Source organism: Rhodococcus sp. SORGH_AS_0303, from assembly GCF_030819335.1.
Taxonomy (GTDB): Bacteria; Actinomycetota; Actinomycetes; order Mycobacteriales; family Mycobacteriaceae; genus Rhodococcoides.
The window spans coordinates 1,676,080-1,696,289 of record NZ_JAUTBO010000001.1; the positions used below are offsets into that span (position 1 = coordinate 1,676,080).

Consider the following 20,210-nt stretch of genomic DNA (forward strand, 5'->3'; position numbering starts at 1 on the left):
ACCGTTTCCTTCTCATGGTCGACTCACTCACCGACGGACTGAAGGTCCGCCATCTGACGATGATGGGCCTCGGCTCCGCGATCGGCGCCGGGCTGTTCCTGGGCACCGGCGCCGGCATCGCCGCCGCGGGACCCGCCGTCCTCCTGTCCTACGCCATCGCCGGCTTCCTCGTGATCCTCGTCATGCGCATGCTCGGCGAGATGGCCGCCGCCTCGCCGTCGTCGGGATCGTTCTCGACCTACGCCGAGATGGCGTTCGGCCGCACCGCCGGCTTCGTCACCGGCTGGCTGTACTGGTTCACCCTCGTCATGGTCATGGGTGCCGAGATGACCGGCGCCGCAGCCTTCATGGGTGCATGGTTCGGTGTGGATCCGTGGATCCCCGCCCTCGTGGCCATGGTCGTCTTCGCCGCGATCAACCTCGCGAAGGTGTCGAACTTCGGCGAGTTCGAGTTCTGGTTCGCCGCCATCAAGGTCACCGTCATCATCGGGTTCCTCGTCGTCGGGACGTTGCTGGTGTTCGGCCTGCTCCCCGGTTCGGACCCTGTCGGCGCCGCCAACTTCACCGGTCTCGGTGGGTTCGCGCCCAATGGCGTCTCGGGCATCGCCGCGGGGCTGCTGGTCGTGGCGTTCGCCTTCGGCGGCATCGAGATCGTGACCATCGCGGCGGCCGAGTCGAAGGACCCGGCCCTGTCGGTGGGGCGCGCGGTGCGCAGCGTCGTGTGGCGCATCAGCGTCTTCTACCTCGGGTCGATCCTGGTGATCACGTTGCTGCTGCCGTGGAACCGTCTCGACGAGGCGCAGTCGGCCGCGGAGAGCCCGTTCACGCTGGTGCTGCAGCAGGCGAACCTCTCCGGGGTGGTCGGCTTCATGGAGGCCGTCATCGTGCTGTCTCTGCTCAGTGCCTTCAACGCGCAGGTCTACGCGACCAGCCGGATGATGTACTCGCTGGCGCTGCGGGAAGGCCGGAGGCCGGCCGGTGGTGGGCGGGAAGGCCGGAGGGGGCCGTTGGCGCGGGTGGATGCGTCGGGGGTCCCGCGCGCCGCGCTGCTCGTCTCGGTGTTCTTCGGCTTCGTGGCCGTGCTGCTGAACTATCTCGACCTCGACGGTCTGCTGACGTTCCTGCTCAACGCCGTGGGCGCGTCCCTGTTGGCGATCTGGGCGATGACGGTGGCATCGCAACTACGACTACGACGCCGTCTGGAGGCGGCAGGTCCACTGCCCGTTCGCATGTGGGCGTTCCCGTACCTCAGCTGGATGGCGCTCGCGCTCCTCGTGGGCCTGACCGTGCTCATGCTGACGGACGCGTCGTCCCGTCGTCAGGTACTCGCCACCCTCGCGGTGGTCGTGCTGTTGACCGTCGTCGGTCTGGTCACCGGGCGTCGTCGGGCGGCGGCTCGCTGATCACACGCTGGGCGTGGGTGTAGACGTTCATACCGTCTCCGCGGAGGAAGCCGACGACAGTCAGGCCGGACTCGTCAGCGAGGTCGACGGCGAGCGACGACGGCGCGGACACCGCGGCGAGGATCGGGATCCCGGCCATGACGGCCTTCTGCGCGAGCTCGAAGGATGCGCGTCCGCTGACCATGAGCACCGTTCCCGTGAGGGGAACCCGTCCTTCGAGCACCGCCCACCCGATCACCTTGTCCACGGCGTTGTGTCGGCCTACGTCCTCCCGCACCGCGAGAAGCGTGCCGTCCGTGTCGAAGAGCGCGGCCGCGTGCAGCCCGCCCGTGGACGCGAAGATGCGCTGGTGCTCGCGGAGGGTGTCCGGGAGCGTGGTCAGGACGGTCGTCGTGACTGTCGCGCCGTCGGCTCCGGGGGAGTGGCGGGTCTTGAGCCGCACCGCATCGAGTGACGCCTTGCCGCAGACGCCGCAGGACGACGTCGTGTAGAAGTTCCGTTCGACCCCGGGGTCGGGTGGTGGGACGTGCGCTGCCAGAGCGAGATCGAGCACGTTGTAGGTGTTGAGCCCCTCGTCGTCGACACCGTCGCAGTACCGTGCGGCCAGAATGTCGTCGCGGCCGCCGATGACGCCCTCGGTGGCGAGGAACCCGTGCGCGAGTTCGACGTCGTGTCCGGGCGTACGCATGGTGACGGCCAACGCCTTGCCGCCGACGCGTAACTCCAACGGTTCCTCGGCGACCACGGTGTCGGGCCGTGACGAGCGGTGCGGTCCGCGGATGCGGACGACCGGTCGGCGGACGGTGGCGCGGCCCATCAGTGGTGGCTCTCGTGCGACGTGCTCATCACTCCATAGTGGACCCGCGTCGGCCCGGCGCGCGGACGGACCCGTGTCCGAGGCGGCGGTGCATAAGTTAGCCTTGCCTACACCAGGGGGGCTGGGTCCCCGCCGTCCATCGAAGGGACCACCTCACCATGGCCATGTCGGCCGGCGTCTCACGTCGTTCTTTCCTCCTCGGTGCCACCGGCGCGATCGTCGCGGTGGCCGCTGCGTGCAGCAGTTCGGACTCCGGCGGATCGCAGGACTCCGGCGCGACCGTGTCCACGAAGTACGGCGAGGTCAGCGTGCCGTCGGACCCGCAGCGCGTCGTCAGCGTCGGGTACAACGACCAGGACACCCTGCTCGCGCTGGGTGTCGTTCCGGTCGGAGTGTTCGACTGGTACGGCGACTACCCGTCCGCGACCTGGCCCTGGGCGCAGTCTGCGCTGGGGGGCGCCGCACCGGCGATCGTCGGGACCGCGTCCGAGGGCATCGACGTGGAGAAGGTGGCGTCGGCAGGCCCCGATCTCATCGTCGGTACCTATGCCGGTATCACGCAGTCGGAGTTCGACTCGCTGTCCCAGCTCGCCCCGACCGTCACCCAGCCGACCGGTTTCGTCGACTACGGCATTCCGTGGCGCGACCAGACCGCACTGCTCGGCCAGGCGCTCGGTCGGGCTGATCAGGCGAGCACGCTGATCACCGATCTCGAGCGCGAGTTCGCCGACACGGCTGCCGCCAACCCGTCGTTCGCCGGCAAGACGGTGCTGCTCGGAGCGCTGCAGGGGCCCGGACAGTTCGGTGTCTACGGCGCGCAGGACCCGAAGGTGCGCTTCCTCAACGAACTGGGCTTCGTGAATCCGCCGGTCGTCGACCAGGTGGGCGAGCGCAACTTCGCCACCGTGAGCACCGAGCAGTTGTCTCTCGCCGACGTCGACGTGCTCGTCTGGTACGCCGGTGGCGGCTTCGGTGACAAGCTTCGTGCCGAGCTGGCGGCCACTCCCGTCTACCAGCAGCTGTCCGCCGTCCAGGAGAATCGCGTGATCATTCTCGAGGACGAGGCGGCCGAGGCCATGGCGTGGAGCACCGTGCTCAGCCTGCCGTTCGCGTTGCAGGAGATCCCCGGTCGGCTGGCACCTCTCGTGCGCTGACACGCCCGGTCGCGGATCGGCCGGCGGTACTGTCGGCGGCGTGACCGTGCTGATCATCGGCGACGCCGACCGTCTGGACTCGGCCGGTGAGAGCCCGGGCCGATTCGCGGTGCGAGGTCCGGAGTCGGACGCGTGGTTCGACGCCGAGACGGACCGTGCGGTGGTCGGCTGGCGCTGTGTGCTGATCGGTTCCGCAGCCGATGTCGCGGTCTACCGCGAGCGGGCGCTGCGGGCGGGCGCAGAACCCGACGAGATCTCCGTCGTCGTCACGCAGGACGGCAGTGTCGACGTCTACTGCCCGGTGTGCGGAACGGTCGGACCGGCACCGCCCTGTGGGTCCTGCGGTGCGAATCTCGTGGTGACCGACCATGTCTCGAGCCGTCTCGCTGCTCGCCTCGGCGTTCCGGACGCCGCGTCGTGACACTGCGGGTGGTCCACTCGACCGCGGTCACTCCGGACGGTGCGGTGCGGCGCATCGACCTCGCGCCGCTGCGCTCGGGGGACGCGCTGCCGTCGTTCGTGCCCGGAAGCCACGTGGTGGTGCGCTGCGGCGACGACGCGTCCGCCCCGTACAACGCCTATTCCCTGATCGGGCCGCCGCACGCCCCGTCCCTCTACTCGTGCGCGGTACTCGCCGTCGGCGCCGGGTCGCGATGGCTGCAGAGCCGGCGCCCGGGTGACGTCGTCGAGGTCGACACTCCGCGCAGCACCTTCGCTCCGGTTCTCCGTGCGCGGAGGCACCTGCTGGTGGCCGGCGGGATCGGCATCACGCCGATCCTGTCCCTGGCGCGGTGGCTCGGGTCGACCGCCGAGGTGCACTACGTCCACCGGCCGGAACGCGGCGCGTTCGCCGAGGACGTGGCCACGTCGTGCGATGCGCGGATCAGCACCACCCGCGAGGACTTCACGAGCGGACTGGCGGACGCGCTCACCCGGCAGCCACTGGGAACTCACCTGTTCGTCTGCGGGCCACCCTCTCTCGTCGAGGCGACGCTGACTGCCGCGCGTGCGGTGGGCTGGCCGGAGAGCCGTCTGCACACCGAGGCGTTCATCCGCCCCGATACTCCTCGCCGGTCGTTCGTGCTCGAACTCGCGCGCAGCGGTCGCACCCTGCCGGTGTCGGCCGACGAGTCGGTGCTGGACGTCCTCGACACTGCCGCCGTGTCCGTCGACCGGCAGTGTCGTCACGGTGTCTGCGGTCGGTGTCGGACGCCCGTGCTCGCGGGCGCCGTCGATCATCGCGACCTGTTCCTGTCCGACGACGAACGCACACGGTCGGATTCGATGATGGTCTGCGTGTCCCGCGCCGCGGGGGACCGTCTGGTGGTGGACCTGTGACCGACCTACGGGCCTTCCCGTTCCCCTTCGACGGTGACACGTACCGGTACAGCACGAATCTCGAACCGGCGCGCACGGCTCATCGGACCGCCGCGGGCGGCTGGGGTGAGCACGTCGTCGAACCGGGCACCGACTATCGGGGCGCGCTGGCCGAACGCGCCCGCATCCTCGCACGGGACCCCCGGCGAGCGGTGTCGTTGCCGCACATGGCGGCCGGCCGGGTGGGACGCGCTCGAGACGGTGCTGACCGAACTGCACCGCAGCGTGCCCGACGAGACGACGCTCGATCTCGACGACGGGCGTGTCCGTTTCTCGAACAGATTGTCCGGCACCAGCATCGACGTCGCCAGAGGTGACCCGAGCGTCGACCCACTGCTGCTGGCGGCGGGGGAGACCCCGGACGATCTCGTCCTGCTCGACACCCGCAGGGGCGAGCTGTTCGCCGACGCGGGCGTGGTGACGTTCGCGTCGGGGTGGTCCGTGAACTTCGCTCTGGGTGCGAGCTTCGAGGACATCCACGGTCCCGTCCCGCGTGTGCGGGAGGAAGGGGTCGTGGCGCGGGCGCGCGCGTTCCTCCTCGGGCTGGGTGCGGGAGCGATCGTGCGGCGCACCAACTGGTCGCTCGGTGTCGATCATCGGCTCGACGCCTCTCTGGAGACGCGCGGGGAGTGGGCACCCGCGCGACGGCACCTCGAGACCGCGTCCGTCGACGAGGTCGGCCGGCGCCTCTGCCTGCGGGTCGAGGTGCAGCACCTGACGCGCCTCGCTCCGTCCGGTGCGATCCTCTTCCTCATCCGCACCCATCAGGCCTCGCTCGACGAACTCGCCGCGGTGCCCGGCTGGGCGGAGCGCGTCGTCGCGGTCACCGCGGAGCTGCCGCGTGACATGGCCGACTACAAGGGGCTGACCGCGCTGCGACCGGCGATCGACCGCTGGTGGCGGAGCAGACGTCGCGCGGTGCTCGGGTGATCGCCTAGGTTCGGGGGCATGACCGACGCGAGCGCTTTCCGGACTCCCGACGCCTACCTCGACCTTCCCCGCATCGCGGGCCTCGCACTGTCCGTCGACGGAGCGTCGCTCGTCACCACGATGTCCGAGCTGAATGCCGCACGGACGAAGTACGTCTCGAGTCTGTGGTCCATCGCGACGGACGGCACGTCGGCGCCGCGCCGGCTCACCCGGTCCGCCACCGGTGACTCCGCACCGACCTTCGCCGCGAACGGCGACCTGCTCTTCGTGCGAGCGGAGTCCGGTGACGACGACGCACCGTCCGCGGTGTGGGCGCTGTCCGCGCGGGGCGGAGAGGCCCGCAGAGTCGCGCACCGCGGCGGAGGGGTCGGGGGAGTCGTGGCCGCGTCCGACGCGCCGGTGTTCGCCGTCTCCGGTGAGGTTCTGGGCGACGTCGACCGTGACGAGACGCTGCGCGCGCTGCGGAAGGACAAGGCCGTCTCCGCGATCCTGCACAGCGGATATCCGATGCGGCACTGGGACAGCGACCTCGGTCCGGCGTCCACGCACGTCTTCGTGGGGAACCTCGGCGACACCGAGGACACCGACGTCGCTCTGCGGACGGTGACGCCGCGACCCGGCGGCTCGGCGGGCGGCGGCGCGTACCGCGACACCTCCGTCGCGGTGGCTCCCGACGGCTCGTGGCTGGTGGCCACACGCAGGGTCGCGGGAGCCGATGCCACCACACGGCACGTGCTCGTCCGGATCGACACCTCGGACGGTGCCGACGCCGTGCTGGTCGACGACCCGGTGGCCGACGTCGGTGCCCCTGCCGTCTCGCCGGACGGAACGCGCGTCGCCTATGTGCGCGAGACGCATCCGGAACCGGATGCGGCGCCGCGGACCACGCTGCACGTCCTCGACCTGACGACCGGGCTGCCGGAGCAGTGGGCGGCCGGGTGGGACCGGTGGCCGTCGTCGCCGGTGTGGTCCGCCGACGGGCACAGCATCCTGGTGACGGCGGACGACGACGGCCGGGCACCGATCTTCGTCGTGACGCCCGACGCGGCCCTCCGCCTGACGCACGACGACCACGCCTACACCGACCTGCGCCCGGCTCCGGACGGTGATGTCGTCCACGCGCTGCGCTCGTCGTATCTCGTTCCGCCGCATCCGGTCCGGATCACGCTCGTCGACGGTGCGGTGACCGAGCTGCGATCACCGGCCGCCACGCCGACACTGCCGGGCACCCTCGAGGACGTCGAGACCACCGCCGAGGACGGCGTGCGGGTGCGCGCCTGGTTGGCTCTGCCCACGGGCACGTCCGCCGACTGGCCCGCGCCGCTGGTGCTGTGGGCGCACGGCGGACCGCTCGGATCGTGGAACGCCTGGTCGTGGCGCTGGAATCCGTGGATGCTGGTGGCACAGGGATTCGCCGTCCTGCTCCCCGATCCGGCACTGTCCACCGGGTACGGACAGGCGTTCGTGCAGCGCGGCTGGGGCCGATGGGGGACGGAGCCCTACACGGACCTGATGGCCGTCACCGACGCCGTCGAGCAACGCGAGGACATCGACTCCACGCGCACGGCGATGATGGGCGGCTCGTTCGGCGGCTACATGGCCAACTGGGTCGCAGGTCACACCGACCGCTTCCGGGCGATCGTCTCGCACGCCGGTCTGTGGGCGCTGGACCAGTTCGGTCCCACCACCGACGAGGCGTCGTACTGGGCGCACGAGATGACGCCGGAGATGGCGTTCGAGAACTCACCGCACCTGGCCGTCGCGGACATCGTCACCCCGATGCTGGTGATCCACGGCGACAAGGACTATCGCGTGCCCGTGGGCGAAGCGCTGCGGTTGTGGTGGGAGCTGTTGTCCGAGTCCGGTTCTCCCGCCGACGAGAACGGGGAGACCGTGCACCGGTTCCTGTACTTCCCCGACGAGAACCACTGGATCCTCTCGCCGCAGCACACCGCTGTCTGGTACGGCGCCGTGCACGCCTTCCTGGCCGAGCACGTACTCGGACAATCCACTCCGATGCCCGAGATCCTCGCGGCGCGACCGGGCCGGACCGTCGATCCCGACGCGCACTAGAATCACCCGGTGATCAGATCGACGACAGCGCCCGACGAGAACCCTGCCGACCGCCTGCCCAAGGCCTGGAATCCCGGTGACGTGGAAGCAGGCCTCTACCAGGGATGGGTCGACTCCGGGTACTTCGTCGCCGATCCGGACAGCGCGAAGCCGGGGTACTCGATCGTGCTCCCGCCGCCCAACGTCACCGGCAGCCTGCACATGGGCCATGCCCTCGATCACACACTGATGGACGTCCTGTCCCGTCGCAAGCGGATGCAGGGCTACGAGGTGCTGTGGCTTCCCGGCATGGACCACGCGGGCATCGCCACGCAGTCGCTCGTGGAGAAGCAACTCGTCGCCGAGGGAACGTCCAAGGACGAACTGGGCCGGGACGCCTTCATCGAGAAGGTGTGGGAGTGGAAGCGTGAGTCCGGCGGCACCATCGGCGAGCAGATGCGCCGGATCGGTGACGGCGTCGACTGGAGCCGCGAGCGGTTCACGATGGACGAGGGCCTCTCGCGTGCCGTCCAGACCATGTTCAAGCTGCTCCACGATCGTGGCCTGATCTACCGCGCCGAGCGCCTCGTCAACTGGTCGCCGGTGCTGAAGACGGCGATCTCCGACATCGAGGTCAAGTACGAGGACGTCGAGGGCGAACTGGTCTCGCTGCGCTACGGATCGTTGAACGACGACGAACCGCACGTGGTGGTCGCCACCACTCGTGTCGAGACGATGCTCGGCGACACCGCCGTCGCCGTTCACCCCGACGACGAGCGCTACCGGGACCTGGTGGGAACGACGCTTCCGCACCCGTTCCTCGACCGCGAGATCCCGGTCGTCGCCGACGACTACGTCGACCCCGAGTTCGGCACCGGCGCCGTGAAGATCACGCCGGCACACGACCCCAACGACTTCGAGATGGGTCTCCGGCACAGCTTGCCGATGCCGTCGATCATGGACACGTCGGGCCGGATCGCCGACACCGGAACGCAGTTCGACGGTATGGACCGCTTCGAGGCTCGTGTCGCCGTGCGCGAGGCACTCGCGGAGCAGGGCCGCGTCGTCGCCGAGAAGCGTCCGTACGTCCACAGTGTCGGCCATTCCGAGCGCAGCGGCGAGCCCATCGAGCCGCGACTCTCCCTCCAGTGGTGGGTGAACGTCACCACGTTGGCGGCCTCCGCCGGCGACGCCGTGCGCGACGGGCGCACCGTGGTGCACCCGAAGAGTCAGGAACCGCGGTGGTTCGCCTGGGTCGACGACATGCACGACTGGTGCATCTCGCGCCAGCTGTGGTGGGGGCACCGCATCCCCATCTGGTACGGACCCGACGGTGAGACGGTCTGCGTGGGCCCCGACGAGACGCCGCCCGAGGGCTGGGTGCAGGACCCGGACGTGTTGGACACGTGGTTCTCGTCCGGCCTGTGGCCCTTCTCGACGATGGGCTGGCCCGACCGCACTCCCGACCTCGAGAAGTTCTATCCCACCAGCGTTCTCGTCACGGGTTACGACATCCTGTTCTTCTGGGTCGCCCGCATGATGATGTTCGGCACCACCGTCGGCGACGAGCTGCCCGGTCCGGTGCCGTTCCGCGACGTGTTCCTGCACGGGCTGGTGCGTGACGAGTTCGGCCGCAAGATGTCGAAGTCGAAGGGCAACGGCATCGACCCTCTCGACTGGGTCGACCGATTCGGTGCGGATGCACTGCGTTTCACGCTGGCGCGCGGCGCGCATCCCGGCGGTGACCTCTCGGTCGGCGAGGACAACGCGCAGAGTTCGCGCAACTTCGCCACCAAGCTGTTCAACGCCACCAAGTTCGCGTTGATGAACGGCGCTGTGGTGCAGGATCTCCCGGCCCGCGAGACGCTCACGGACGCCGACCGCTGGATCCTCGACCGGCTGGCGACGGTACGCGCCGAAGTGGACGACGCGCTGGACCGCTACGAGTTCGGCAAGGCGTGCGAGGCGCTGTACCACTTCGCCTGGGACGAGGTCTGCGACTGGTACCTCGAACTGGCCAAGGTGCAGTTCTCGTCGGAGAGCGCGGCGGAACCCACTCGTATCGTCCTCGGTGTCGTGCTCGACTCCATTCTCCGCCTGCTGCATCCGGTCGTCCCGTTCGTCACCGAGACGCTCTGGAAGGCGCTCACGGGCGGCGAGAGCATCGTGGTCGCACCGTGGCCGAAGGAGACCGGGGTCGGAGCCGATCCCGTCGCGTTGCAACGCGTGTCCGACATGCAGAAGCTCATCACCGAGGTGCGCCGCTTCCGCAGCGACCAGGGCGTGAAGCCGAAGCAGAAGGTCCCGGCGCGGCTGCTCGGGGTCGAGGAGGCGGACCTCACGGCACAGATCCCCGCGACCCGTGCGCTCGCCTTCCTGACGGAGCCGGAGGAGGACTTCGCCGAGACGGCGTCCATCGAGGTTCGACTCTCGCTCGGTACCGTCGTCGTCTCCGTCGACACGTCCGGCACCGTCGACGTGGCGGCCGAGCGCAAGCGCGCCGAGAAGGATCTCGCGGCCGCGGAGAAGGAACTCGCCGCCACCACGGCCAAGCTGGGCAACGAGGCCTTCATCGGCAAGGCCCCCGAGGCGGTCGTGGACAAGATCCGCGCACGGCAGCAGATCGCCCGCGAGGACGTCGAGCGCATCACCGCACGTCTGCGTGAGATGGGGCCGGCGTGAGCTATCCGGGAAACTCCGGGCCGGAGGGGGTGACGGGACCCTCGCCGGTCGATCTCGCCGAGTTCACGCTGGTGGAGTCCGAACTGGACCAGCGCTGGGGCGAGACGACCATCGAGCCGTCGCTCACGCGCATCAGTGCGCTGATGGACCTGCTCGGGTCCCCGCAGGCGAGCTACCCGTCCATCCACGTCGCGGGCACCAACGGCAAGACGTCGGTCACCCGGATGATCGAGTCGCTGCTGCGGGCGTTCCACCGGCGCACCGGTCGCACCACCAGCCCCCACCTGCAGTTGGCCACCGAGCGGATCGCGGTCGACGGGGTGCCGCTGACCCCTCGCCAGTACGTCGACACGTACCGCGACATCCTGCCGTACGTCGAGATGATCGACGCGCAGTCGGAGGCCGCGGGCGGGCCCAGAATGAGCAAGTTCGAGGTGGTGACCGCGATGGCGTTCGCGGCGTTCGCGGAGGCCCCGGTCGACGTCGCCGTCGTCGAGGTGGGTCTCGGCGGGCGGTGGGACGCCACCAACGTGGTGGACGCGCAGGTCTCCGTCATCACCCCGATCGGTATCGACCACATCGAGTACCTCGGTACCGATCTGGCCGGTATCGCCGAGGAGAAGGCCGGCATCATCAAGAAGGCCCCCGAACGGCTCGATCCGGTCGACACGGTGGCGGTTCTCGACGAGCAGCAACCCGAGGTCACCGACGTCCTGTTGCGGCGTGCCGTGGAGATGGACGCGGCGGTGGCCCGCGCCGGGTCCGAGTTCGTGGTCCTGGCCCGTCGCGTCGCGGTCGGCGGTCAGCAGCTCGAGCTCCGCGGCCTCGGCGGCGTGTACGACGACATCTTCCTTCCGCTCCACGGTGAACACCAGGCGCGCAACGCCTCGCTGGCCCTCGCGGCGGTCGAGGCGTTCTTCGGCGCGGGTGCCGACCACGGACTCGACGTCGAGACGGTGCGCGAGGGTTTCGCCTCGGTGGTGAACCCGGGCCGACTCGAGCGGGTGCGCAACGCACCGACGGTCTTCGTCGACGCCGCGCACAACCCGCACGGCGCCGCCGCACTCGCCGCGACGCTGACGGCCGAGTTCGACTTCCGCAAGCTCGTCGGCGTCGTGTCCGTGATGAAGGACAAGGACGTCGACGGCATCCTGCAGGCACTCGAACCCGTACTCGACGAGATCGTCGTGACCCACAACGGCTCCCCGCGCGGGCTCGACGTCGAGGCACTCGCCGACGCCGCCGTGGCCAAGTTCGGCGACGAGCGTGTCGTCGTCGCGGAGACGCTCCCGGACGCACTCGAGATCGCGATCGGCATCGCGGAGGACGTCGCGGACGAGGGTGAGGCCGTCTCCGGTGCCGGCGTCGTCGTCACGGGATCCGTGGTGACCGCCGGTGCGGCACGCACTCTCTTCGGGAAGGACCCGGTATGACAGTCCCCGAGGCGGGCCAGGTCCCGCCGCCCGCACGCGATCCGTGGAAGGGGTTCCGCGGCGTCTGCGCCGGCACCCTCGTCCTCGAGGCGATCGTCGTCTTCCTGTCCCTCCCGGTCGTCGCGACCGTCGGCGGCGGACTCACGTGGATCAGTGGGACGTACATCATCGCGCTGGGCGTGGTCATGCTGCTCGGTGCAGGACTGCAGGGTCGGTCGTGGGCTCTGTCCTTCGATCTCGCGCTGCAGGTCCTGGTGATCCTCGGCTTCTTCGCGCACCCGTCGATCGCCGTCGTGGGCGTGCTGTTCCTCGCCGTGTGGGTGTACCTGCTGTATCTGCGCCGCGATCTCCGCAAGCGCATCGCCGAGGGCCGGTTGCCGAGCCAGCGAGAATGACGCCGGTGCTCCGGGGCCGATCGAGGGTCCTCTAGGCTCAGCGCTCGTGACCGAACGCACTCTCGTACTGATCAAGCCGGACGGCGTCGAACGTCGCTACGTCGGCGACATCCTCGGCCGTATCGAGCGCAAGGGGCTCGACCTCGTCGCCCTGAAGCTCCTGACGGTGGACCGCGAGGTGGCGGAGAAGCACTACGCCGAGCACGCCGAGCGGCCGTTCTTCCCCGACCTCATCGAGTTCATCACCTCGGGACCGCTCGTCGCGGCGGTGCTCGAGGGTCCTCGTTCCATCGAGGCCTTCCGTCAGATCGCCGGTGGCACCGACCCCGTGGCCAAGGCGACGCCCGGCACCATCCGCGCCGATCTCGCGCTGGACGGACAGAAGAACCTGGTCCACGGCTCCGACTCGCCCGAGTCCGCTGCTCGTGAGATCGCGCTCTGGTTCCCCGAGCACGGCTGACGCTCCACCTCGAGTACCACCCCCGACCGCCGGGCCGCACCGCGAACCCCGCAGTGGCACGCGGCGGTCGGGGAGTGTGGGATACTGGCCTAGGTCGCGACGCGCACCACGCGAACGTGACCGGATGACAATCACGGACCGAAGCCCGTCATCGCGAACACGCGCAGGCATCGATGCGAGTCTCCTTCTCGCACCGCCGACGCGTCCCGCTGAAGATCAGGTGCTCGGATCGGCCATCCGCCCAGGCAGTGCGGTGACAGTCGCCGACCGTTCCGGTCGACGACCTGACGCAGTGCGAACCCGCTTTTTCGTCGGATCGTCCGATCCCGCGAACGAACCATGACTCCCGCGTGGCCGCGTGCCATTCGACGGACGACGCCCGATCGGGCACCTCGACCGTGGATGTTCGCGCCCGGGAGCCCGAGGAGAACACGTGGCCGACACCGTGCCGCCCCAGGAGCCGCTCGATCAGGGCGCCCCCACCTTTCCCGAGCGCATCCGCGTTCACGCGCTCGCCAAGCTGCTGGGAGTGACCAGCAAGCAGGTCGTCGCCCAGCTGGCCGAGATGGGCGTCGACGTCCGCAGCGTCCAGTCCAGCGTCGTTCGTGACGACGCGCAGACCGTCGCCTCCGCACTGGGTGCTCCGGCGCTCGACGCCGCCGACGTGGCAGGTCTGCCCGCTGCGGAGAGCGCACCTCCCGCCGCCGAGGAGACCAGCTCGGCGTCCACGGCCGACGAGAGTCCGGCGTCTCCCACCGAGCCGGACCTCTTCACGAACATCGAGACGGCCGAGGCGACGGCCCCGTCGTCCGCCGACCCCGCCACCGCGCCGCTGTTCCTGCAGCCCGAGGTCACCGAGGCGCCGAAGGCTCCCCGGACGCGGGCACGTCGCGCTCGATCCGCGCCGAAGAAGGCGGAGGTCGACGAGACCACGACAGCGGACGCACCCGAGGCCGAGGGCACTGCCGACGTGTCCACCCCTGTCGAGGTGTCCGCCCCCGCCGAGAGCACCCCCGCCGTCGAGACGGCGACCGAGTCCGACACCTCCTCGTCCGATGCCTCCGCGTCCGACGAGGGCACCGACGACGACGCGAACGAGCAGGACGGATCGTCCGGTCCTCGCCGCCGCCGCCGTGGCCGTCGTGGCCGTGGTCGTGGACGCGGCGACAACCAGAACGACGATCAGAGCGACGACGACGAGTCGGACGAGTCCGCCGCGGATCGCTCCGATGCGCCTGCCGCCGAGAACGCGACGGCGGAATCGGAGACCACGGACACGGATGACGCCGCGGAGGGCGACGACGCGCCGAAGCGCTCCTCGAGCCGCCGCTCGCGCAGCCGTCGTGGGTCGCGGGCGGACACGTCCGCCGACTCGGACGCGCCAGAGACCACCGATTCGACCGACGCGTCCAGCACGACCGACACCACTGCCGCCGAGACGGAACCGTCCGCGGAGGACACCGACGGTGCCTCCGGGGAGAACGACGGCGCCTCCGGGGACAACGACGACGACTCGACCGGGGACAGCGCGAGCCGTCGCCGGCGCCGCCGTCGTCGCCGCAAGAGCGGTGGCGAGAGCGCGGACGCCGAGACCACGACCGACGACGATCCACCCAACACGGTGGTGCACGAACGCGAGCCACGTCAGCGCGCGGCCAAGTCCAAGGACGAGGTCCAGGGCATCACCGGGTCGACCCGGCTCGAGGCGAAGCGTCAGCGTCGCCGCGACGGTCGTGACGCCGGCCGTCGCCGTCCGCCGATCCTGACCGAGTCCGAGTTCCTCGCGCGCCGCGAGTCGGTGGACCGGACGATGGTCGTGCGCGAGAAGTCGCTGGCCGGGCACCCGGACCTGACCCAGGTCGCGGTGCTCGAGGACGGCGTTCTCGTCGAACACTTCGTCACCAGCACGGCCTCGGGCTCCATCGTGGGCAACGTCTACCTCGGCCGCGTGCAGAACGTGCTGCCCAGCATGGAAGCCGCGTTCATCGACATCGGCAAGGGCCGCAACGGTGTGCTGTACGCCGGCGAGGTCGACTGGGACGCCGCCGGTCTGGGCGGCAACAGCCGCAAGATCGAGCAGGCGCTCAAGCCCGGTGACCAGGTGCTCGTGCAGGTCAGCAAGGATCCCGTCGGGCACAAGGGCGCCCGGTTGACCACGCAGATCTCGCTCGCCGGCCGCTTCCTGGTCTACGTGCCCGGTGGCTCGTCCACCGGCATCAGCCGCAAGCTGCCCGACAACGAGCGCAAACGTCTCAAGGACATCCTGCGCGACATCGTCCCGTCCGAGGCCGGGGTCATCATCCGGACCGCGTCGGAGGGCGTCAGCGCCGAGGAGCTCGAGCGCGACGTCACCCGTCTGCAGGCGCAGTGGGCCACCGTCTCGGAGCGCTCGACGGGTGCCGAGGCGTCCAAGTCGTCGGCTCCGGTCACGCTGTACGAGGAGCCCGACCTCCTGGTCAAGGTGGTCCGCGATCTCTTCAACGAGGATTTCTCCAAGCTGGTCATCGAGGGCGACCGTGCCTGGTCGACGGTGCAGAACTACATCGAGACCGTCGCCCCCGACATGCTGCCCCGCGTCGAGCGGTACACCTCGGAGTCCAAGGACGTCGATGTCTTCGGTGCCTTCCGCATCGACGAGCAGCTGGCCAAGGCGCTCGACCGCAAGGTGTGGTTGCCGTCCGGCGGCACGCTGGTGATCGACCGCACCGAGGCCATGACCGTGGTCGACGTCAACACCGGCAAGTTCACCGGTGAGGGCGGCAACCTCGAGGAGACCGTCACCCGGAACAACCTCGAGGCGGCCGAGGAGGTCGTGCGGCAGATGCGCTTGCGCGACATCGGCGGCATGATCGTCGTCGACTTCATCGACATGGTGCTCGAGTCCAACCGCGACCTGGTGCTCCGTCGCCTGACCGAGGCCCTGGGCCGCGATCGCACACGGCACCAGGTGTCCGAGGTGACGTCGCTCGGACTGGTCCAGATGACGCGCAAGCGCATGGGTACCGGTCTCATCGAGGCGTTCTCCACGACGTGCGAGCACTGCCACGGGCGTGGGCTGATCATGCATCAGTTCCCCGTCGAGCCGGCCAAGGACGAGGGTGGGCGCTCCCACTCCCGCTCCGATCGGTCGCGGTCCGACAACTCCCGTTCGGACACCACCTCCCGCTCCGACAGCCAGGCCTCCGAGGGCGGCTCGCGTCGCAAGCGCGGCGGCCGGGACCGTTCGGAGAATCGAGTCGACGAGACGACGACGGCCGAGACCACCGAGTCCGAGTCGGGAAGCGACACGGCTGTGCGTCGTGCTCATCCCGTCGCTCTGGCCATGGCGGCGCACCTGCATCCGGACGATGTCGCCGAGGTGGCGGACACCGTGTCGGATCCGATCGAGGACGCGACGGCCGCCGTGGCAGCGGTGCGCGACGCCGCCGGCCGCAACGGCCGATCGGACTCGGCCGCCGAGGTGACCGAGACGTCGGACACGCCGTCGACACCCGATTCCGCCACACCCGAACCCGCGGCGCCGGAGCCTGTCGCTCCCGAACCCACCGCCGCGACGCGTCCGCGCCGCAGTCGTCGGGTGTCCCGAGCGGCGTCCGCGCCGGCCGGGGACTCCGCCGGCACGGTCATCGTGGTGCCCTCGGCACTCGAGACGTCCACGGCAGCACCGACTTCCGGCAGCGGCGACGAGGGCGGCGCTGCCGAACCCGTTGCAGTGACCGTCGGGGGCGGCGCCTCCGTGGAGCCCGTCGCACCGGTCCGGCGTCCGCGCCGTCGGGCAGCGGGTCGGCCGGCCGGGCCGCCGGTGGACGACGAGGCCTGAGCTGCGGCCGAGCACCGGGCCCGGCGGTTTGACCGGGCCACGGGCTCTACCGTAATCTTGGACAGTCGCTGCCGGCGACGTGGCTCCGTCCTGTCCTCCGCGAGGTGAGCGGGCGCAGCCACCCGAACTTCGGTTCGCCGGCGCAAGAGTGTGACCAGCAGGGGCTGCGGAACCGCAGCCACGAGACCAGTCACGTCCCCGACCAGGGACGTGAGAACGCATCAAAGAAGCAAGGGGTAGCCCTCCGATGGCAACGTACGCGATCGTCAAGACCGGCGGAAAGCAGTACAAGGTCGCTGTAGGTGACCTCGTCAAGGTCGAGAAGATCGAGGGAGCGCCCGGAACGGCTGTCTCGCTTGCTCCCGTTCTCGTCGTCGACGGGTCCGAGCTGACCACCGGGGCCGACAAGCTGGCCGGCATCACCGTCACCGGTGAGGTCGTCGAGCACACCAAGGGCCCGAAGATCCGCATCCACAAGTTCAAGAACAAGACCGGGTACCACAAGCGTCAGGGACACCGGCAGAAGCTGACCGTCCTGAAGGTCACCGGCATCAAGTAAGCCCTGACACCGGTCTCCATCCGGCGTCTCTGCGTCACCACGGCTCGTTCCACCAGGGCTCGTCCATCACGGCACCGGCTCCACCAACCCCGGGAGGGTTTCTCATGGCACACAAGAAGGGCGCGTCCAGCTCACGCAACGGTCGCGATTCCAATGCTCAGCGTCTCGGCGTCAAGCGCTTCGGCGGACAGTCGGTCAGCGCGGGCGAGATCCTCGTCCGTCAGCGCGGCACCCACTTCCACCCGGGTGTGAACGTCGGCCGTGGCGGCGACGACACGCTCTTCGCCCTCTCGGCGGGTGCAGTTCTCTTCGGCACCAAGCGTGGCCGCAAGACCGTCAACATCGTCCCGGCCGCCGCGGAGGCCTGATTCTCCTGCGGCGCCCGCGAGGCCCGGCTTCGGCCGTTCCTGCGACGTCAGTGCACGTTCCCGTCAGGGGCGGTTCGGAGGGCTCGTCCTCCGTCCGCCCCTGACGGCGTTTCACCCCTCGGCGCCCTGTCGGCCGCCGATCTCTCAGCAGTTCAGCATCATCTGCCTTTCGGAAGGACCCTCCACCCATGTCGCGTTTCGTCGACCGTGTCACCCTGCACGTCAGTGCGGGAAAGGGCGGTAACGGGTGCTCCTCCGTCCACCGGGAGAAGTTCAAGCCCCTCGGTGGTCCGGACGGCGGCAACGGCGGCCGCGGCGGCGACGTGGTCCTCGTGGTGGATCCGAGCGTGCACACCCTTCTCGACTTCCACTTCCACTCTCATGCGAAGGCAGGAAACGGCACGCAGGGGGCCGGCAGCAATCGCGACGGCGCCGTCGGCGAGGACCTGATCCTGGGTGTCCCGGACGGCACCATGGTTCTCGACAGCGACGGCCGGATCCTCGCCGACCTGGTGGGCGAGGGCACGCGTTTCGACGCGGCGGCCGGCGGTCGCGGCGGCCTGGGCAACGCCGCCCTCGCATCACGAGCACGCAAGGCGCCCGGCTTCGCGCTGCTCGGCGAGGACGGGGTCGAGCGCGACCTGGTCCTGGAGCTAAAGTCCGTGGCCGACGTCGGTCTGGTCGGCTTCCCGAGCGCCGGAAAGTCGTCTCTCGTCTCCGTGCTCTCGGCCGCCAAGCCGAAGATCGCCGACTACCCGTTCACGACACTGGTCCCGAACCTCGGCGTCGTCTCGAGCGGCGACACCACGTTCACCGTCGCCGACGTCCCCGGCCTCATCCCCGGCGCCAGTCAGGGCAAGGGGCTGGGCCTGGACTTCCTGCGTCACCTCGAGCGCTGTGCCGTGCTCGCCCACGTCGTCGACTGCGCGACCCTCGATCCGGGTCGCGATCCCGTGTCCGACGTCGACGCTCTCGAGGCCGAACTGGCCGCGTACACGCCCGCCCTGTCGAGCGACGCCGGCCTGGGCGAGTTGGCCGATCGCCCGCGCATCGTCGTGCTCAACAAGGTGGACGTTCCCGAGGCGCAGGAACTGGCCGACATGGTGCGCGAGGACTTCGAGGCCCGCGGCTGGCCCGTCTTCGCCATCTCCGCGGTGAGTCGGGAAGGTCTGCGTCCCTTGACCTTCGCTCTCGCGGAGCTGGTCGCGCAGTACCGCATCGATCATCCCAAGGCCGTCGCGCGTCGGCAGGTCATCCGGCCCGTCGCCACCGACAAGGCGGGCTTCAGCGTCATCTCCGATCCTGACGAGCCGGGCGGCTTCATCGTGCGCGGCGAGCGCCCGGAGCGGTGGGTCATGCAGACGGCCTTCGACAACGACGAGGCCGTCGGTTACCTCGCCGACCGACTCGCTCGTCTCGGTGTCGAGGCGGAACTGGTCAAGCAGGGCGCGCAGCCCGGGGCGTCCGTGACCATCGGCGACGTCAGCTTCGAGTGGGAGCCGCAGACCCCCGCCGGTGTCGACGTCACCATGACCGGCCGCGGTACCGACTCGCGCATCGACCAGGTCGAGCGCATCGGCGCGCCCGAGCGCAAGCACGCCCGCCGTGTCCGTCGAGGGCTGGAGAGCGACGAGCAGTGACCGCGACGCAGCCGCACGGGAGTACGCGGGAGATCATCGCGTCGGCGCGCAGCATCGTCGTGAAGATCGGGTCGTCGGCTCTCACCAGCATGGAGGCCGGACTCGACCTCGCCCGGCTGGACGCGTTGGCGGATGCGATCGAGGCGCGGATGCGTGCCGGGTCCGACGTCGTCGTCGTGTCGTCCGGAGCGATCGGTGCCGGTATGGCGCCGTTGGGTCTCAAGCAGCGGCCTCGTGACCTGGCGACGAAGCAGGCCGCGGCCAGTGTCGGCCAGTTGGCGCTGGCGCACGCGTGGGGCACCTCCTTCGGCCGCTACGGTCGGACCGTCGGTCAGGTGCTGTTGACGGCGGACGACATCGCCCGTCGGTCGAATCACCGCAACGCTCAGCGCACCTTCGACCGACTGCGCTCACTCGGCGCCGTGGCCGTCGTCAACGAGAACGACACCGTCGCGACGGCCGAGATCCGCTTCGGCGACAACGACCGTCTCGCAGCCCTGGTCGCGCACCTCGTCGGCGCGGACGCGTTGCTGCTGCTGTCCGACGTCGACGGCCTCTACGACGGCGACCCCCGCAAGGACCCCGACGCGACCTTCGTCCGCGAGGTCGCGAGTCCCGAGGATCTCGACGGCGTCGTCGCCGGATCGGGCGGCTCCCTCGGCACCGGCGGCATGGCGTCCAAGTTGTCCGCGGCCCGCCTGGCAGCGGACGCGGGTGTTCCCGTCCTGCTGGCGGCGGCGTCCGAGGCGGCCTCCGCGCTCAGTGGCGGACCGGTGGGGACCACGTTCACCGCGCGCCCGAACAGGTTGTCGGCCCGCCGATTCTGGGTTCGTCATGCCGCGGACACCGCCGGCGCCCTCACGCTCGACGACGGCGCCGTCACCGCGGTGATCGGCCGGCGACGCTCGTTGCTGTCGGCAGGAATCGTCTCGGTCAGTGGCTCGTTCGACGCCGGCGACGTGGTGACCCTGCACGGCGTCGACGGCACCGTGGTCGCGCGCGGAGTCGTCGCGTACGACGCGGCGGAGCTCGCCGGCATGATCGGTCGCTCGACGGGCGATCTCGCCCCCGAGGCCCGACGCCCCGTGGTGCACGCGGACGACCTCGTCCCGGACTGAGC

At 70.0% G+C, this 20,210-nt stretch carries 16 protein-coding genes; 15 read left to right on the forward strand and 1 reads right to left on the reverse strand.

Features of this window, described 5'->3' with window-relative positions:
- Window positions 1-14: 14 nt before the first annotated feature.
- A complete protein-coding gene (locus tag QE449_RS07930) occupies window positions 15-1,403 on the forward strand; it encodes an amino acid permease (protein WP_307108598.1) in 1,389 nt (462 codons plus the stop codon).
- Here QE449_RS07930 and fdhD read toward each other — a convergent pair.
- Entirely contained in the window at window positions 1,372-2,220 is an 849-nt protein-coding gene (gene fdhD / locus QE449_RS07935) for a formate dehydrogenase accessory sulfurtransferase FdhD (RefSeq protein ID WP_307092215.1), read from the reverse strand. The genes QE449_RS07930 and fdhD overlap by 32 nt on opposite strands.
- Before the next feature lie 164 nt (window positions 2,221-2,384).
- Between fdhD and QE449_RS07940 the strand changes: the two genes are divergently transcribed.
- The 14 genes from QE449_RS07940 to proB all read left to right on the forward strand — a co-directional run bounded on the left by QE449_RS07940 (window position 2,385) and on the right by proB (window position 20,208).
- Entirely contained in the window at window positions 2,385-3,374 is a 990-nt protein-coding gene (locus QE449_RS07940; RefSeq protein WP_222631375.1) for an iron-siderophore ABC transporter substrate-binding protein, read from the forward strand.
- 40 nt (window positions 3,375-3,414) lie between these two features.
- The gene (locus tag QE449_RS07945; RefSeq protein ID WP_285185693.1) at window positions 3,415-3,795 is read left to right on the forward strand and encodes a dimethylamine monooxygenase subunit DmmA family protein; all 381 of its coding nucleotides are present in this window, start codon (window positions 3,415-3,417) and stop codon (window positions 3,793-3,795) included.
- Entirely contained in the window at window positions 3,792-4,712 is a 921-nt protein-coding gene (locus QE449_RS07950; protein WP_307108599.1) for a PDR/VanB family oxidoreductase, read from the forward strand. The genes QE449_RS07945 and QE449_RS07950 overlap by 4 nt, the downstream gene beginning before the upstream one ends.
- Window positions 4,713-4,952: 240 nt before the next feature.
- Window positions 4,953-5,681: a heme-dependent oxidative N-demethylase subunit alpha family protein gene (locus QE449_RS07955; RefSeq protein WP_307108600.1), complete on the forward strand. Its 729-nt coding sequence runs from the start codon at window positions 4,953-4,955 to the stop codon at window positions 5,679-5,681.
- Between the two features lie 18 nt (window positions 5,682-5,699).
- Window positions 5,700-7,754, forward strand: coding sequence for an alpha/beta fold hydrolase (locus QE449_RS07960; protein WP_051613337.1), 2,055 nt, complete (start codon window positions 5,700-5,702; stop codon window positions 7,752-7,754).
- A gap of 12 nt (window positions 7,755-7,766) precedes the next feature.
- Complete coding sequence (locus tag QE449_RS07965) at window positions 7,767-10,415, forward strand: valine--tRNA ligase (protein ID WP_027505663.1); 2,649 nt, start codon at window positions 7,767-7,769, stop codon at window positions 10,413-10,415.
- Complete coding sequence (locus QE449_RS07970; RefSeq protein WP_051613338.1) at window positions 10,412-11,848, forward strand: folylpolyglutamate synthase/dihydrofolate synthase family protein; 1,437 nt, start codon at window positions 10,412-10,414, stop codon at window positions 11,846-11,848. Before QE449_RS07965 ends, QE449_RS07970 begins: the two co-directional genes overlap by 4 nt.
- Window positions 11,845-12,243 (forward strand): DUF4233 domain-containing protein, encoded by a 399-nt coding sequence (locus tag QE449_RS07975; RefSeq protein WP_027505665.1) that lies wholly within the window; start codon window positions 11,845-11,847, stop codon window positions 12,241-12,243. Before QE449_RS07970 ends, QE449_RS07975 begins: the two co-directional genes overlap by 4 nt.
- 46 nt (window positions 12,244-12,289) lie before the next feature.
- Complete coding sequence (ndk, locus tag QE449_RS07980) at window positions 12,290-12,703, forward strand: nucleoside-diphosphate kinase (protein ID WP_027505666.1); 414 nt, start codon at window positions 12,290-12,292, stop codon at window positions 12,701-12,703.
- Window positions 12,704-13,136: 433 nt separating this feature from the next.
- Window positions 13,137-16,523: a translation initiation factor IF-2 N-terminal domain-containing protein gene (locus tag QE449_RS07985; RefSeq protein WP_027505668.1), complete on the forward strand. Its 3,387-nt coding sequence runs from the start codon at window positions 13,137-13,139 to the stop codon at window positions 16,521-16,523.
- Between the two features lie 247 nt (window positions 16,524-16,770).
- Window positions 16,771-17,082: a 50S ribosomal protein L21 gene (rplU, locus tag QE449_RS07990; RefSeq protein WP_027505669.1), complete on the forward strand. Its 312-nt coding sequence runs from the start codon at window positions 16,771-16,773 to the stop codon at window positions 17,080-17,082.
- Window positions 17,083-17,186: 104 nt separating this feature from the next.
- Window positions 17,187-17,450: a 50S ribosomal protein L27 gene (rpmA, locus tag QE449_RS07995; protein WP_027505670.1), complete on the forward strand. Its 264-nt coding sequence runs from the start codon at window positions 17,187-17,189 to the stop codon at window positions 17,448-17,450.
- Window positions 17,451-17,638: 188 nt separating this feature from the next.
- Window positions 17,639-19,090, forward strand: a complete 1,452-nt coding sequence (gene obgE, locus QE449_RS08000; RefSeq protein WP_027505671.1) for a GTPase ObgE — start codon at window positions 17,639-17,641, stop codon at window positions 19,088-19,090.
- Entirely contained in the window at window positions 19,087-20,208 is a 1,122-nt protein-coding gene (gene proB / locus QE449_RS08005) for a glutamate 5-kinase (protein WP_027505672.1), read from the forward strand. The genes obgE and proB overlap by 4 nt, the downstream gene beginning before the upstream one ends.
- The last annotated feature ends 2 nt before the right edge of the window (window positions 20,209-20,210 follow it).